The following is a 14,641-nucleotide window of genomic DNA, read 5'->3' as shown; positions in this document are numbered from 1 at the left end:
GAAATCACAACATATCAACATAAAAATCCGCTCATCGAGCGGATTTTTTTATTTTTTGATAAATTTAAGTAAAACCAGATCTCCCTTTGAATCTTTCAGTTTTAGAAAATAGTTTCCTGAAATAAGATGGCTGATCGTAATTTCTTTCGTAAACAGATCCTTTAAAAGAACTTTTCCACTGATATCTATAATCTCATACTCCCGGAACTGGCGGTCGGTATTTACTTTTAAAATATCAGAAACAGGATTCGGATATACTTTGATCAAAACATTGTTGTTTTTTGACAGGATTTCATGGCTTTCCAAAAATAAGCATGAAGGCGGAGTCGTTATGACACCATCTGTAAAATCATAATATATAGTACTTCCCGCAGGAATAAGATTGGTGCTGATGGTTTGGGGAATATTCTCAAAAAGGGTACAGTTATTAAAACGCAGATTGGCATTTTCAAAATCTCTGGTTGTTTTGTACCATGAATCGCACCCTGCAGGCTGCATCGTTATTCCCGGCCAGAATGTATCCATAGCAAAACCGTTGACAGCATTCGGGTTAACCATGTCAACCATTACACAGCTTCCCGCCGTCCAAGTAGAAGGTGCTTTAAAATAAATGGCCGCAGAAGGAATAATTCCGGTGTAATATTTTTTGCTCATGATCGCAGAAGAATTTCCCTGTCCGTCAACCAGAAACGCCTTGATTTCTTTATTTTGGCTAATAAGAATCTGTACGTTGTTGGGTGCAGAGCTTGAACTCAGGGTCGGGGTACTTCCGTCAGTGGTATAATAAATCGTACCGTTTCCTGAAATAGTGACTTGATAAGGATTATCATAATGACTTGCAAAGGGACTTATTGTGAGTTGTGAAAAAAACAATGAGGACACAAAAAATGAAGAAAAAAGTAGAAATTTTTTCATGTAAAATGGGTATTAGTTTAGTTTTATAAAATTAGTAATATCTGTCTATAATAAATCAATTATTTTTCAACTTTAAAAAACTTAAATGTTAATTCTTTCGTCCGTTTTTATTTTAAATATTAACTTTGGCAATCTTTGAGTTTAATAAAAGGAGAGTACGAAATCAGCAGGATTCCGTACATCCGTTAAAAAAAGAATATCAACATATGAAACTTAAGTACAGTCTGCTGGCCTTGGCAGCTCCGCTTTTAATGAATGCACAACAAGTAATGACACCTGAAATTCTTTGGACTTTGAAAAAAGTTGGGGTACAGGCTGTTTCACCGGATCAGGGTTCTCTTATCTATAAAGTAGGGCAGGTAGATCTGAAAACAGAGAAAACAAAAAACGAGAACTATTTTCTGAATGTTCTTAATAATCAGTCTTCCAAAATTGATTTCGGTAAAAAAGCCCTTATTCAATGGGATAAAAATGGGATCTATGCTCAGGAAGGTGATAAAATCTATCTTTCTAAAGATGCAGGAAAAACCTGGACAGAATTTTATACCATCGGTGAAGTTGATAATGTTGTTATCTCTCCGGATGGGAAGAAAATTGCTTTCAGCAAGCAGGTATTGGTAGAAAAAGTAATGGGGAAAGATAAATTTGCTGATACTCCTAAAACGACTGCTCAGGTATATACAGACCTGAACCACAGACACTGGGATTATTTCAATGAAGGAAAATACAACCATGTATTTGTTGTAAATACTTCTGATAAAGCAGAATCTGCTAAAGACCTGCTGGAAGGAAAAATGTGGGATTCTCCTCAGAGACCTTTCGGTGGCGCTGAAGATTTTATCTGGAGTGCTGATTCTGCACAGCTTTTATATGTTACAAAACCTAAAAGTGGAAAAGAATATTCTACAAGCACCAATACAGATATCTTTGCTTACGATTTAGCATCAGGTACAACCAAAAATCTTACAGAATCCAACAAAGGATATGATGTAAATCCTAAATTCAGTCCGGATGGAAAATCTTTGATCTGGCAGAGTATGGCGAGAGATGGGTATGAAGCAGATAAGAATGATGTGAAAATCATGGATTGGAAGTCTGGAAAGACAACTAATCTGACTTCAGGATGGGACGAAAGTGTTTCAGGAGATGTATTTTGGGGAGCAGATTCAAAAACGATCTACTTCACAGCAGCATTCAGAGGAACAAAACAGCTTTTTGCCCTGGATTCAAAATCAGCAAAAGTACAGCAGATTACAAAAGGAGATTTTGATGTAAACGAAATCTTTACAGACAATAAAACTTCACTTTTAGTAGGAAGAACAGACGTAAACCATGCAACAGAACTTTTCTCTGTAAATGTTAAAAACGGAGAAATGAAGCAGGTGACTGAAGCTAACAAAGAAACCTATGCTAAGCTGGCTCAGGGGAAATCTGAACTTAAAATGGTGAAAACTTCAGACGGTAAAGAAATGGGAGTTTGGTTCCATTACCCGCCAAACTTTGACCCGAACAAAAAATATCCTACTTTGGTTTACTGCCAGGGTGGACCGCAATCTGCTCTTACTCAGTTTTTCAGTGTAAGATGGAACTTTGCCCTGATGACAGCCAACGATTATATCGTGGTAGCTCCAAACAGAAGAGGTATGCCGGGTTGGGGAACAAAATGGAATGAAGAAATTTCAAGAGACTGGGGTGGCCAGCCGATGAGAGATTATCTGGCAGCAACAGACTTTGCAAAAACGTTACCTTACGTAGACGGTGACAGAGTAGCAGCGGTAGGAGCGAGCTACGGAGGATACAGTGTATTTATGCTTGCTGGGATTCATGAAAACAGATTCAAAACATTCATTGCGCATGATGGATTATTTGATATGAAATCATGGTACCTGACTACCGAAGAACTTTGGTTTGCGAACTGGGATCTTGGTTCACCATGGGAAAAGCCACAACCAAAAGCATACACAGAATTCAACCCAAGCAATTTCGTTGATAAATGGAACAAACCTATCATGGTTGTTCAGGGAGGAATTGATTTCCGTGTTCCTTACGAGCAGGGTCAGGAAGCTTTCCAGGCTGCAAAATTAAGAGGATTAAAATCTAAACTGGTTTACTTCCCGAACGAAAACCACTGGGTACTTCATCCACAAAACGGATTGGTATGGCAGAGAGAATTCTTCGATTGGCTGAAGGAAACTTTATAAGATCAATACAATATCAATAAATAATAGCGGGCTATTATCCTGAGCATAGACGAAGGAAGCCCGCTTTTTTTATGCCTAAATTCCGATGGCTTTAGCCAATTTAATAAACTGAGTTGGGTTTAGGAAATTAAATTCAGGCTATTGGAAGCTGGAAGAGGAAGGCTGGAAGTTGCTGTCAATCTTAACATTTATAGAGCTTGTCATAAATTAATCATATCACTGTTTAAAAAGATGAAAATATGGACAACCCGTTTTCATAACCTTAATAACTTGCTTCTTCAAGCTCCCGGCTTCCAGCCAGATTAAATAAATTAAATTTCTATATTTGAATATGCAAAACCGGATTTCTTCATTTTCACCCCTTATTGATGCTCAGTCCCAAATTATCATTTTAGGATCGATTCCCGGAGTTAAATCACTTGAAAAACAGCAGTACTATGCGCATCCTCAGAACAAATTCTGGAAAATCATCTTTGAATTGCTGAACGAAGAATTTACTGAAGATTATACTCAAAGAATCGAAACATTGAAGAAACATCACATTGCCCTTTGGGATGTCATTGATTCCTGTGAACGGAAAGGTAGCCTGGATTCTGAAATCAGAAATGAAGAAGCCAACCAGATCGCTGAACTGCTGGAAGAACACCCGAATGTCAGAGCCATTTTCTGTAACGGAGGAAAATCCTATAAAAATTTACAAAAACTGTTAGGGAAAAATTATAAACTACCCATTTTTCTTTTGCCCTCCACAAGCCCGCTTCATACAGTTTCCTTTGAAAAGAAATTGGAAGAATGGAAGAGGATACTGGAGTTTTTGGTTTGAGAGTGGGAGAGTTTGAGAGTTTGGGAATGAGAGTATAAAGCTAGATTCCTACGGAATGACAAACAGGGCGCTTTATTTATCCGTATACTTTGTCATTCCGTAGGAATCTGAATTTTGTATGTAATTCTTAGAATTATAAAGGTAAAAATCATTCACTTCCCAAATATGCTCTCAGTCCTTTCAGCAGCTCCAGCTGGTTTTTAGTTCTGTCTAAATTATGCTCGGGATATTTCGTAGAATAATAAATACTTCCGTTCAGGTAATCGGTTAAAAAACGAAGCTCCTGAATATAAATGGCGACCTGTGCAGCATAATCGAGATTATCGGATTCTTCCGGGGTCAGTTTTTCCTTCAGATAAAATAAGAATCCTTCTTTTACAACCTTATACATTTCAGGGTTGAAATTATTTTGGGCACTCCCATCATCTTCATTCGTTGTATTAGTATAAGACTGGATCATTGTTCCAAAATCATACAAAATAGTAGAAATCATCATCGTATCCAGATCAATAACCGCTAATGGACGATGATTTTGATCAAACAGAATGTTACTGATTTTTACATCTGCATGGATGATTCTTTTAGGAATCTGATTACTTTTTTCCATTTCGATCCATCGATCAGGTAAAGACAGAAGCTGGTTGGTGATTTCTATTTCAGCTTTTGCATTTTCTTTTAAATAAGGAGCTGCATTCTTTAATGAGTTTTTATAATCTGTAACTCTTTTCTCAAAATTGAGAAAATTAGGAAGTGTATCTTCAATCGCAGGCAGTTTTTCAGTATTTACAGTGGTGAGGAAATAACTGAAGGTCTTGGCTGCTTCAAAAGCCGTCTGCAATGAGGGAGCGGTAAGAAAAGTAGTACTGTTTTCTACGAAACTCAACATGCGCCATGGATCATCATTGGCATCTTTCACCAAAAGTTCATTGGTAAGGGATGGAATAGGTTCTATGATTTGAAACTGATAGTCATTTGACTTCAGAAGTTCATTAATTATTAAATGATTGCTGACGATGGCTTCCGGCCGTTTGAAGACATGATTGTTGATTTTTTGTAAGATAAATTTCTTTCCCTGATCCTTATTTTCCAACAGATAGGTTGTATTGATCAGTCCGTCAGTAATAGGAGTGAGATCGTAATTATCTGTACCAATAAATTGAATGACAATATCGTTTAGCTCCATAAATTTTCCGGATATCTGTTGTTTTTAATTTCCGATGTCAGAAAATCTTTAATTTCCTTTTTATCATCTGCATACGTGACACCCATCCATTGTGACGGAGATGCTTTTACCTTTACCTGTACTCTGTTTTCATCTATCATTCTCTGTACGGCAGAAGGAATATAAAACTCCTGAGCAGGCAGTGGGTCAGACTCGATAAAGTCATAAAAATAAGCTTCCAGATAACAGAAAATATGAGGATGGAAAATAAAGAAGTTCATAGACACCAAACTATCGGGATCTAATTTTACATTTTCGCCATTTTTAATATAAACAATAGAGTTATTTATTCTTTGAATGGAAGTCTGCTCTTCAACCTTGATGAGATAGTTTTCCGGATCAAGTGTACATATTCCTCTGGCTACGGCTCCATTACCACTCAATGTTGTCCCTACAGGATAAGCAATCATTCCCAATTGTGAATCTGAAATGTGATGATGGTTAATTTCATGTGCAGCCAACTGATACGCTTCCTTTCCGTAAAAATCATCCGCATTGATCATCACAAACGGTTCCTGGATTGAATATTTGGCACAAAGTACGGCATGAGCAGTTCCCCATGGTTTTTCACGATCTGGATAATCAAAACCCTGAAGTGAAATGGGAATAGTGTCAATCTCCTGATACACCCAATGCAGCTCAAAATTTTTAGTTTCTGAGATATTGTTGAGCCTATCAATATAACTTTGAGGAATCAGTTTGTTGACAACAATGACCACTTTTTGGAAACCGGCTTCCAGAGCATCAAAGATAGAATACTCCAGAATCGGGGAGCCGTTATCAAGTATTCCATCCACCTGTTTAAGGCCTTTGTATCTGCTGCCTAATCCGCCAGCTAATATGAGCAGTGTCTTTTTAGAACTCATCGGTCATTCCAAATACAGGTTTACGGGTTTTCCATTTTCCATTGGTGAAATCAGGAATGTCAACTACCTGACCACCTTTGGCAATAGACTCTTCACTCAATGGCGTAATCGAATACCACAATGCAAGGTCATACACATCCATCGGGAATTCTATATTTCGCTTGATACATTCAATAAAAGTATTCATCACAAAGAAATCCATTCCGCCATGGCCAGCTCCTGCAGCAGTAGTTTCAAACTTTTTCCACATCGGATGATCGTGTTCTTTCATCCATTTTTCAGTATTGTCCCAACGGTGGGTATGGTTCATTGTTTTTTCAAAATAAATATGTCCCTGGTTGAAATCTCCCCATCCGAAATCCTGCCACAATCCTTCAGTTCCCTGAACTCTGAAGCCAAGATCATAAGGTCTCTGTAAGCTTGTATCATGAGTAAGGAGAATGGTTTCTCCATTAGCACAGGCAATCTGAGTAGTTACAATATCTCCCTGGTTGAATTTTACTTTTGCACTGGGATGGTTCTCTCCGCCTTTTGGATGTTCAACAATGTATTTGTGAAGTCCTACGGATTTTGAAGAGAATGAAGATAGTCTTGTTAAGCGGTTTCCTCTGTTGATATCCATCATTACTGCTACCGGGCCTAATCCATGCGTAGGATAAAGTTCTCCGTTACGCTTTACATAATGTTCAGTTCTCCATTTTGCCTCACTGAATCCTTTCTCTCCAAACTCTGCCCCTGAATTATAAGGATTAACTCCGTCATTGAAAAGTACGCCTCTCAGATCATGCTGATAACCGCCTCTTCCGTGTACCAGTTCTCCAAACATGCCTTTACGGACCATATTCAGAATGGCCATGATATCTCTTCGGTAGCACACATTCTCCATCATAAAGATGGGAACTTTCGTTTCCTCATAAACTTTTACAAATTCCCAGCAATCCTGAAGCTTTATGGCTCCGGAAACTTCCATACCCACGATTTTCTTTGCACGCATTGCTTCCACGCCCTGTGTAAGGTGCCATTCCCATGGAGTTGCAATGACAACAGCATCTATTGTTTTTAATTTTAAAAGATTTCGATAGTCATATTCACCATTAGAAAACTCCTGAGCAGCCGGTTTATTATTGTCTTTTAATATTTTTTGAGAGGCTGCAAGCATTTTTTTCTCCGGATCTGCAAACGCTACAATCTCTACATCATTACGTTTTGCCAGTAATTTTACATGTTCCTGCCCACGAAGACCAACACCGATGAAGCCGACGCGGACTTTTTTATCTGTTTTAAAATCATTGGAATAGGCAAATAATGAATTGGGTAAAACCAATGCTCCAAAGCTTGCCAAAGCTGCCGTCTTAAGAAAGTTCCTGCGCGAATTACTATTGTCCATCTATTTTTTTCCTAAATATATTAAAACTTTTGTAAATCCCGATGGCGTGAGAGATATTAAGTGGGAGGGTTTATGAGTTGCGGGGTGCGGGTGCGAGTTAGAAGGTTTTAGAGTAAGAGTGTTTGTGAGTAAGAGCGTTGAAATTGTAAGAGAATAGATTCCTACGGAATGGACAACCTAAACACTTTATGTATCCGCTCACTTTGTCATTCCGTAGGAATAGAGATATTTTATTTTAGCCTTTGGGATGAAGGGGCGGGTTTCGAGTTTCGGGTTGTTGAGTGGGATAGCTTGCGAGTTAGGGTTTTGTTTGGGATTATAAGAGTTTAGATTCCTGCGGAATGGACAAACTAAGTACTTAATCTATCTATCCATACACTTTGTCATTCCGTAGGAATCTAGATATTATACTTAATCTTTGGGAAAAAACTCTGGAGACTTCTCCGCAATTTCATCCTTTTGCCCTTTCACCTAAAAACCTACTGATTAATCCACGCCTTTCTTAAAGCCTGTTGTTTTGAATCCGGGTTGGGGAAGGTAGTTACTTTTCCGGTGGCTTCATCATAGTTGAAACCAGCTTTTTCAAGATATTCTTTTAAAGGAATGGGCTGGGTACCTTCTACAAAATCCCTGAAAAATGTACGTATTTCCGGATAGGTTATTTTGGTAATTTCATCAAACAGATCATCATCGTTGAAGTATTTCCCTTCACCATATTTTTTCATAAGTAGCTGCATCAGATCCTGAGTTCCCATTTTACCGCCAGAAAGCTCTCTCAATCTGATGTCTAAGCATAACCCTACTAATGCTCCTTTCTGATAAAAATTCATATACTGATCCTGTCTTTCCATGGAATTTTTACTCAGTTCTGTAAGAGAAAATTTATTGTCAAACTCTTTCATGCCATGTATCTTTTCTTCCAGGCTCTTTTCAAAATCTTCCAGACTGATCATTTTTTGTTTGACAGGCATATGAATCGTAGCATATTCTGTCATTCCCTCATACAGCCAAAGATGTTTAGACATAACAGGATTCAGGAAATCATAATGCTGAATTTCTCCTGAATGGATGTTGAGAGGGGTAACAATATGGAAAAACTCATGGGAAGCCACTCTGTTTAAAGCATTTGGAAGAAACTTCATACTTCCCGAGCGGTACAGACAGACTGTAGAGTGGGAGTGTTCCAGGCCATCTCCAAGAAATCCTTTCTCATTTGAAGATTCATAGTAGATCAGAAAAGCATATTTATTTACCGGTAATGTTCCTCCCAGATAGGCTTGCTGGTTTTTCAGAATATTCTCTATTTCACGGGCTATTGTTTTTGAATAATGCCTTTCTTTGTTGTTATAGAATGAGACAAGAACTTCGGTATGACCTATTTTCAGCCATGTTGTATCAGGAACACAATATAAAACAGGAGAATCTACCAATTGCCGGTAATCTTTAGCCCAGACCATGTCAGTATTCTTATTTTTCTGTTTATAATCCAGGGCTGAAGAAGCATAAAAATCCTTGTTTTTTGTAATATTGATCTGATAAGGAATATCTTTCATTTCTTCAAAAAATCCTACTAAAGAATTATAGTTGATAACGAAAATACTGTCTTTTATAAACATGCTTCCCGGAGATTTGGCTTCCTGGGTATCGTTTTTCAAAGAATCCCAACCGTCAGCTACCTTATAGGATATTTTATGTACATGTTTAAGATCATGCACCAGCCAGCTGTTTTTATCCAGCCTTTCGGTCAGTATTTTTTTCCATTCTTGTCGGTGGCTGTAAAATTTGAAACATATTGTCCAAAATTCATAGCCTGATAAAATCCGGGAACCAGCTTGGGGATAATAAACTTACCCTGTTGAAGACTGTTCCTTGGAGGAGCAAAAGAAACCCGGACTTCATCATTGGACATATGAAGAAGATCTATATTGTATTCGTAATTATTCTTTGATTTTTGGGCTATAATTATATTAGGAATTATAACGGTCAGAAAAAATAGCTTTATAATAGTATTCATTGCTATTGCTTTAATTACCACGAAAATACAAAATTACCTCTAAGATTTACGGACTTTATTTTTCCATATAATAAACCTCTTCATAAGGTTGAATCAATACCCATCCGTGTCCTGAAAACTTCATCTGAAACTCTTCGCCGCTTCCTCTTCCGATAAGGCTTTTAAAAGAAACATTTGTTTTCAGTTCCGGGCTCAGATTTCCGGACCATGCAACAGTAGCATTAGGATCTGTGAAAACAGGTGTATCAGGAGTTACCAGTAAAGTCAACGGATCTCCGTGAGTGGTAATCGCAATATGTCCCGTTCCTGAAAGTTTCACCTGGAAAAGTCCGCCGGACATCATTCCTGCAATACTCTTAAGCATGGTAATATCACTGTTTACAGTTTGTTCATGAGCAAGAACATCATTTCCGTTTACACATACGGATTCATTATTCAGATAAAGGATACGTACTTTCTTCCCGGAATCTGCTACATACAATTTTCCGGTTCCTTCCGCTTTCATAAGCTTACTTCCTTCACCACTGATTGCTTTTTTAAGAAGGTTTCCAATTCCTCCCGCCAGCATTCCCTGTCTTTCAAAATTGATATTTCCCACATAGCTTACCATACTTCCTTTTTTGGTCCATACCGCCTGATTATTAAGGTTGATTTCCAGAAGATGTTTGGTTTCCAGCTCAAAATAGTCTCTTTGCTGTGGATTCTCTTTTGTTTCGTTGATAAATGCTTCAATTGAATATTTGCTCATCATGATAATTTTTTAATTTGTTGTTTTTATAGTGTTATTGTTTTAGTTTGTCGAGTTTATATTCCCTTTTGTTACTTTTAGGATTAAGATCCACAAATTCATACTCTTCAAAATTAGCAAGCCTGGCTCTGAACATTTCGGTTGCTTTTTCTGGTGACCAGGTTTTAGGATAATGGAAACCTTCAAATTCAACATTGAAAATCTCTGCTTTGAAATCATGGGAAAACTCATCATCCCCCGCATAGGTCAATGCTATTTTGCCGGTCCATATAATATCATACCGATTATTATCTTTTTTTGAAAAACTGATCTGGTGTCCGGCACAGCTGTCATGCCCCAGCAGATAAATACTGAAGGCAAGATCATCGTCATCAAAATGATGTTTAGACGGAAGATCATTGCTGAAAAGATCATTTTTAATAACGGTGTCGAAGTCCAGTTTTTCATCAAGGTTATTAATTCTGATCCCTCTCTGTTCACCCCAATAATTTGACGAGAGTGTACAGGTATGATAATTTCCCCATACGATTTTGGAGTTCCAGTCAGGCAGATCTTCATCTTCTTCCTCATCATTTTCGTCATCATTTGCATAATAATTTTCAGTTTTTAAATGAAAATCAAACCAGATAAATCCATATTCATCAATTCGCCCGCTCCAATTGAATGTAACGATTTTATGACCGTTAGGATACGGATTATTAAGGAAGTAGATTTTGCTTATTGGCCCCATGCTGAATTTAATTTTTCCAAAAATAGAATTTTTTAAGCTTAAAAATCCCCGTAAAATCACGGTTTTGTATTTCATTGTAAATAATACTTGACAAAGGGGTATTCAATGTCGTATATTTGCACTCCGAAAATTACACCTTGTAATTACAATAATTTTTAAACCGTAATTTAAAAAATGAAAACATCAGATTTTAATTTTGATCTTCCTGCGGAATTATTAGCAGAACACCCATCAGAGCACAGAGACGAAGCTAGATTAATGGTACTTGATAGAAAAACACAAACTATCGAGCACAAATTATTCAAGGATGTAGTGGATTATTTTGATGAGGATGATTTGTTTATCTTCAACAATACTAAGGTTTTCCCTGCACGTCTTTACGGAAATAAAGAAAAAACAGGTGCTAAAATTGAAGTTTTCTTATTAAGAGAACTTGATAAAGAAACCAGAGTTTGGGATGTGTTGGTAGACCCGGCAAGAAAAATCAGAATTGGTAACAAATTATTCTTCACTGAAGATGAATCTTTAGTAGCGGAAGTTATTGATAACACTACTTCAAGAGGAAGAACTTTGAGATTCTTATTCGACGGTTCTTACGACGAATTCAGAACAAAATTAAAAGAATTGGGAGAAACTCCACTTCCAAAGTATATCAAAAGAGCAGTAGAACCGGAAGATGCAGAAAGATATCAGACGATTTATGCTAAAGTAGAGGGAGCTGTTGCTGCACCTACAGCAGGTCTTCACTTCTCTAAGCACTTGATGAAGAGATTAGAGATCAAAGGAATCAATTTTGCTGAAGTTACCCTTCACGTAGGATTAGGAACATTCAACCCAATTGAGGTAGAAGATCTTTCTAAGCACAAAATGGAATCTGAAGAGATCATCATCGATGAAAAAAATGCTGAGCTTATCAACAGAGCAGTAGAATCTCACAGAAGAGTTTGTGCGGTAGGTACTACAACAATGAGAGCATTGGAAACTTCTGTTTCTTCAAACAAAAAGATCTCTGCTTTCAACGGATGGACCAATAAATTCATTTATCCGCCTCACGATTTTGGAGTAGCTACTTCCATGATCACAAACTTCCACACACCGAAGTCTACATTGCTTATGATGATTGCAGCATTTGCCGGAAAAGATTTCGTAATGCATGCTTATGAAGAAGCCGTAAAAGAAAAGTATAAATTCTATTCTTACGGTGATGCAATGTTAATTCTATAAAAAAGTAAAAAGAGCCAAGTTAAAAGTAATACAAGTATACATGAGACAAAATGATTTACTTTTAAGAACTTTTACATTCGGAGTTAATTGTCTTAAATTTTTAAGAACACTTCCAAATGATTCGGAAAGTAAATTAATAAGGTTTCAACTTGGAAAATCTGCTACTTCAATAGGTGCTAATTATGAAGAGTCCCAAGCTGGATCTTCTAAAGCCGATTTTAAAAATAAAGTAAAGATTGCTTTAAGAGAAGCTAGGGAAAGTAATTTTTGGCTTCGGGTTTTAGAAGAATTAGATGGTTACGATTCTGAAGAATTTAAAACTTTATTGAATGAGAGTAACGAGTTGAAAAACATTTTGGCCGCAATAGTTAACAATACTAAACTTTAAAAACTTTTTACTTTTAACTTGGCTCTTTAATATTATGAAAGATATCCGTATATTATCACTGGACCAGCTTAAAGATTACTTTGAGTCTTTAGGAGAAAAACCGTTTCGTGCGAAACAGGTCTATGACTGGCTATGGAGTAAAAACCTCCATTCGATAGATGAAATGACGAATCTTTCGAAATCTCTTCGTGAAAAAATTTCCGAAGAATATACAATTAATCCTGTTTCCGTAGACCTTCTTCAAAAAAGTACTGACGGAACCATCAAAAACGGCGTGAAGCTTCATGACGGTCTGATGGTGGAATCTGTTCTTATTCCTACAGAAACAAGAACCACAGCCTGTGTATCTTCGCAGGTAGGATGCTCACTAAACTGCGAGTTCTGTGCTACAGCAAAACTGAAAAGGATGAGAAACCTTGAAGTAGCTGAAATTGTAGATCAGGTAGCCCTGATTGACAGCCAGAGCAGAATGTACTTCGAGAGACCGCTTTCCAACATCGTATTTATGGGAATGGGAGAGCCGATGATGAATTACAAAAACGTAGTGGAAGCCATCAGAAAAATTACCCAGCCGGAAGGATTGGGAATGTCTCCAAGAAGAATCACTGTTTCTACATCCGGTATTCCAAAGATGATCAAAATGCTTGCCGATGACGAACTGCGTGTGAAACTGGCTTTATCCCTTCACTCTGCTATCGAATCCAAGCGTAACGAGATCATGCCTTTCTCGGATAAATTTCCGTTGACAGATATTATGGAATCCCTTCAGTACTGGTATCAAAAGACAGGTTCTGTCATTACTTTTGAATATTGCGTATGGAAAGGAATCAATGACGAAGATGAGGATATTAAAGCTTTAATCAAATACTGTAAACAGGTTCCTTCAAAAGTAAACCTTATTCAATACAACCCGATTGGTGATGGGAAGTATGACCAATGTAACAAACAGGCGGAAGAAAACTATATCCGTCAGCTTGAAAATGCAGGTATTATCGTAATGGTCAGAAGAAGCCGTGGAGGTGATATTGATGCGGCTTGCGGGCAATTGGCCAACAAAGCAACGGATTAAAATTTCCTTAAAAAAAATCAAAACTTCCTTAAAAAAAAGTTAAAACCCTACCTTTGCACAAATTATTTTGTGATGATGGATTTTCTTATGAGCGAGGATGGGCTGGAAAATGTGTATGCATGGGCTATCCCGCTGCATGCAACCGTTATTTTAGCTGAAATGATTTACAGCCACGTTTCAGAAGCTAAGCTATATAGTGGGAAAGATCTTGCTACCAATGTTTATCTTGCATTGATGAACTTTGGTCTGGACCTTATTATGAAAGCATTTGCCATGGGCGTTATGTTTTTCTTCTACAATCACAGACTTTTCTCATGGGATCTTAGTGTATGGTATCTGCTGGCTTGTTTTATCATCACAGATTTTGCCTATTACGTACTGCATTATGTTGATCATCGTTCCAGGGCATTCTGGGCAGTACATATTACACACCACAGTTCAGAATACTTTAACCTTACAACGGGATTCAGAAGCCCTGTGTTGCAACCGCTATACAGATATTTATATTTTTCGCCTCTTGCATTTTTAGGATTCAATCCGTGGCATATTATGGTAGCTTACGCCATTGGTCAGGTATATGGAACCTGGGTTCATACACAGACTGTGAAGAGTATGGGATTTTTAGAATATATTCTTGTCACTCCTTCCCATCACCGTGTTCATCATGCATGTAATGTAAAATATTTGGATAAGAACATGGGAATGTGCCTAATCATCTGGGATAAAATATTTGGAACATTCCAAAAAGAAGACCCCAATATTCCTGTAAAATATGGAATCTATCCTAAAATGCCGGACAACAGACCAGATACAGTCCTTTTTTATGAATGGAGAAAAATCTGGAAAGATCTTAAACAACCCGGATTAAAATTCACCGACAGAATTAATTATATCTTCAACTCACCGGGATGGAGACATGACGGAACCGGAAAAACGGTAAGACAATACCAGAAAGAATACTTCGCAAAACAGGCAAAAAAGAAAGAACAACAGCAAACTCAGGAAGAGCAGAAAACTGCCTAAACTTGTTTTTAAAATCAATAGAAATCTAATG

General features: G+C 37.4%; 13 protein-coding genes and 1 pseudogene. 6 read left to right on the top strand and 8 right to left on the bottom strand.

Annotated elements, in window-relative coordinates; all coding sequences use genetic code 11:
* Positions 1-48 precede the first annotated feature (48 nt).
* Positions 49-915, bottom strand: a complete 867-nt coding sequence (locus tag DYR29_RS08265) for a chitobiase/beta-hexosaminidase C-terminal domain-containing protein (protein WP_213280085.1) — start codon at positions 913-915, stop codon at positions 49-51.
* 206 nt (positions 916-1,121) lie between these two features.
* Between DYR29_RS08265 and DYR29_RS08260 the strand changes: the two genes are divergently transcribed.
* Both DYR29_RS08260 and DYR29_RS08255 read left to right on the top strand, forming a co-directional pair.
* Positions 1,122-3,116, top strand: a complete 1,995-nt coding sequence (locus tag DYR29_RS08260) for a S9 family peptidase (RefSeq protein WP_213280084.1) — start codon at positions 1,122-1,124, stop codon at positions 3,114-3,116.
* Positions 3,117-3,447: 331 nt separating this feature from the next.
* Positions 3,448-3,939: a DNA-deoxyinosine glycosylase gene (locus DYR29_RS08255; protein ID WP_213280083.1), complete on the top strand. Its 492-nt coding sequence runs from the start codon at positions 3,448-3,450 to the stop codon at positions 3,937-3,939.
* Positions 3,940-4,087: 148 nt separating this feature from the next.
* On the opposite strand, the gene DYR29_RS08250 is transcribed toward DYR29_RS08255, so the two are convergent.
* The 7 genes and pseudogenes from DYR29_RS08250 to DYR29_RS08220 form a co-directional block, all read right to left on the bottom strand.
* Positions 4,088-5,122 (bottom strand): phosphotransferase enzyme family protein, encoded by a 1,035-nt coding sequence (locus tag DYR29_RS08250; RefSeq protein WP_213280082.1) that lies wholly within the window; start codon positions 5,120-5,122, stop codon positions 4,088-4,090.
* Positions 5,113-6,027, bottom strand: a complete 915-nt coding sequence (locus DYR29_RS08245; protein ID WP_213280081.1) for a nucleotidyltransferase family protein — start codon at positions 6,025-6,027, stop codon at positions 5,113-5,115. The genes DYR29_RS08250 and DYR29_RS08245 overlap by 10 nt, the downstream gene beginning before the upstream one ends.
* A complete protein-coding gene (locus tag DYR29_RS08240; protein WP_213280080.1) occupies positions 6,017-7,414 on the bottom strand; it encodes a Gfo/Idh/MocA family protein in 1,398 nt (465 codons plus the stop codon). Before DYR29_RS08240 ends, DYR29_RS08245 begins: the two co-directional genes overlap by 11 nt.
* A gap of 479 nt (positions 7,415-7,893) precedes the next feature.
* A complete protein-coding gene (locus DYR29_RS22825; protein ID WP_249413675.1) occupies positions 7,894-8,556 on the bottom strand; it encodes a hypothetical protein in 663 nt (220 codons plus the stop codon).
* A gap of 324 nt (positions 8,557-8,880) precedes the next feature.
* Positions 8,881-9,323, bottom strand: a pseudogene (locus DYR29_RS22820) (hypothetical protein); the annotation flags it as partial.
* A gap of 160 nt (positions 9,324-9,483) precedes the next feature.
* On the bottom strand, positions 9,484-10,176 hold the full coding sequence (locus DYR29_RS08225) for an AIM24 family protein (RefSeq protein ID WP_047421441.1): 693 nt from the start codon (positions 10,174-10,176) through the stop codon (positions 9,484-9,486).
* 34 nt (positions 10,177-10,210) lie between these two features.
* On the bottom strand, positions 10,211-10,906 hold the full coding sequence (locus DYR29_RS08220; RefSeq protein ID WP_213280077.1) for a hypothetical protein: 696 nt from the start codon (positions 10,904-10,906) through the stop codon (positions 10,211-10,213).
* A gap of 174 nt (positions 10,907-11,080) precedes the next feature.
* Here DYR29_RS08220 and queA point away from each other — a divergent pair, with 174 nt between their 5' ends.
* From queA to DYR29_RS08200, 4 genes are all read left to right on the top strand, one after another.
* Positions 11,081-12,130: a tRNA preQ1(34) S-adenosylmethionine ribosyltransferase-isomerase QueA gene (gene queA, locus DYR29_RS08215; RefSeq protein ID WP_213280076.1), complete on the top strand. Its 1,050-nt coding sequence runs from the start codon at positions 11,081-11,083 to the stop codon at positions 12,128-12,130.
* A gap of 40 nt (positions 12,131-12,170) precedes the next feature.
* Positions 12,171-12,518: a four helix bundle protein gene (locus DYR29_RS08210; RefSeq protein ID WP_213280075.1), complete on the top strand. Its 348-nt coding sequence runs from the start codon at positions 12,171-12,173 to the stop codon at positions 12,516-12,518.
* Positions 12,519-12,552: 34 nt separating this feature from the next.
* Positions 12,553-13,587, top strand: coding sequence for a 23S rRNA (adenine(2503)-C(2))-methyltransferase RlmN (gene rlmN / locus DYR29_RS08205; protein WP_213280074.1), 1,035 nt, complete (start codon positions 12,553-12,555; stop codon positions 13,585-13,587).
* Between the two features lie 72 nt (positions 13,588-13,659).
* Positions 13,660-14,610 (top strand): sterol desaturase family protein, encoded by a 951-nt coding sequence (locus DYR29_RS08200; protein ID WP_047378207.1) that lies wholly within the window; start codon positions 13,660-13,662, stop codon positions 14,608-14,610.
* Positions 14,611-14,641 lie beyond the last annotated feature (31 nt).

Source organism: Chryseobacterium indologenes (assembly GCF_018362995.1).
GTDB classification, from domain to species: domain Bacteria; phylum Bacteroidota; class Bacteroidia; order Flavobacteriales; family Weeksellaceae; genus Chryseobacterium; species Chryseobacterium indologenes_G.
Note: the sequence above shows the minus strand (reverse complement) of the source record. Positions and strands in the feature narration are given on the sequence as shown.

Excerpts from the sequence above, each read along its gene's own strand:
- DYR29_RS08210 (WP_213280075.1), top strand. The coding sequence starts at position 12,171 with ATGAGACAAAATGATTTACTTTTAAGAACTTTTACATTCGGAGTTAAT.
- DYR29_RS08220 (WP_213280077.1), bottom strand. The coding sequence starts at position 10,906 with ATGGGGCCAATAAGCAAAATCTACTTCCTTAATAATCCGTATCCTAAC.
- DYR29_RS08200 (WP_047378207.1), top strand. The coding sequence starts at position 13,660 with ATGATGGATTTTCTTATGAGCGAGGATGGGCTGGAAAATGTGTATGCA.
- DYR29_RS08240 (WP_213280080.1), bottom strand. The coding sequence starts at position 7,414 with ATGGACAATAGTAATTCGCGCAGGAACTTTCTTAAGACGGCAGCTTTG.
- DYR29_RS22825 (WP_249413675.1), bottom strand. The coding sequence starts at position 8,556 with ATGAAGTTTCTTCCAAATGCTTTAAACAGAGTGGCTTCCCATGAGTTT.
- DYR29_RS08250 (WP_213280082.1), bottom strand. The coding sequence starts at position 5,122 with ATGGAGCTAAACGATATTGTCATTCAATTTATTGGTACAGATAATTAC.
- DYR29_RS08245 (WP_213280081.1), bottom strand. The coding sequence starts at position 6,027 with ATGAGTTCTAAAAAGACACTGCTCATATTAGCTGGCGGATTAGGCAGC.
- queA (WP_213280076.1), top strand. The coding sequence starts at position 11,081 with ATGAAAACATCAGATTTTAATTTTGATCTTCCTGCGGAATTATTAGCA.
- rlmN (WP_213280074.1), top strand. The coding sequence starts at position 12,553 with ATGAAAGATATCCGTATATTATCACTGGACCAGCTTAAAGATTACTTT.
- DYR29_RS08255 (WP_213280083.1), top strand. The coding sequence starts at position 3,448 with ATGCAAAACCGGATTTCTTCATTTTCACCCCTTATTGATGCTCAGTCC.
- DYR29_RS08260 (WP_213280084.1), top strand. The coding sequence starts at position 1,122 with ATGAAACTTAAGTACAGTCTGCTGGCCTTGGCAGCTCCGCTTTTAATG.
- DYR29_RS08225 (WP_047421441.1), bottom strand. The coding sequence starts at position 10,176 with ATGAGCAAATATTCAATTGAAGCATTTATCAACGAAACAAAAGAGAAT.
- DYR29_RS08265 (WP_213280085.1), bottom strand. The coding sequence starts at position 915 with ATGAAAAAATTTCTACTTTTTTCTTCATTTTTTGTGTCCTCATTGTTT.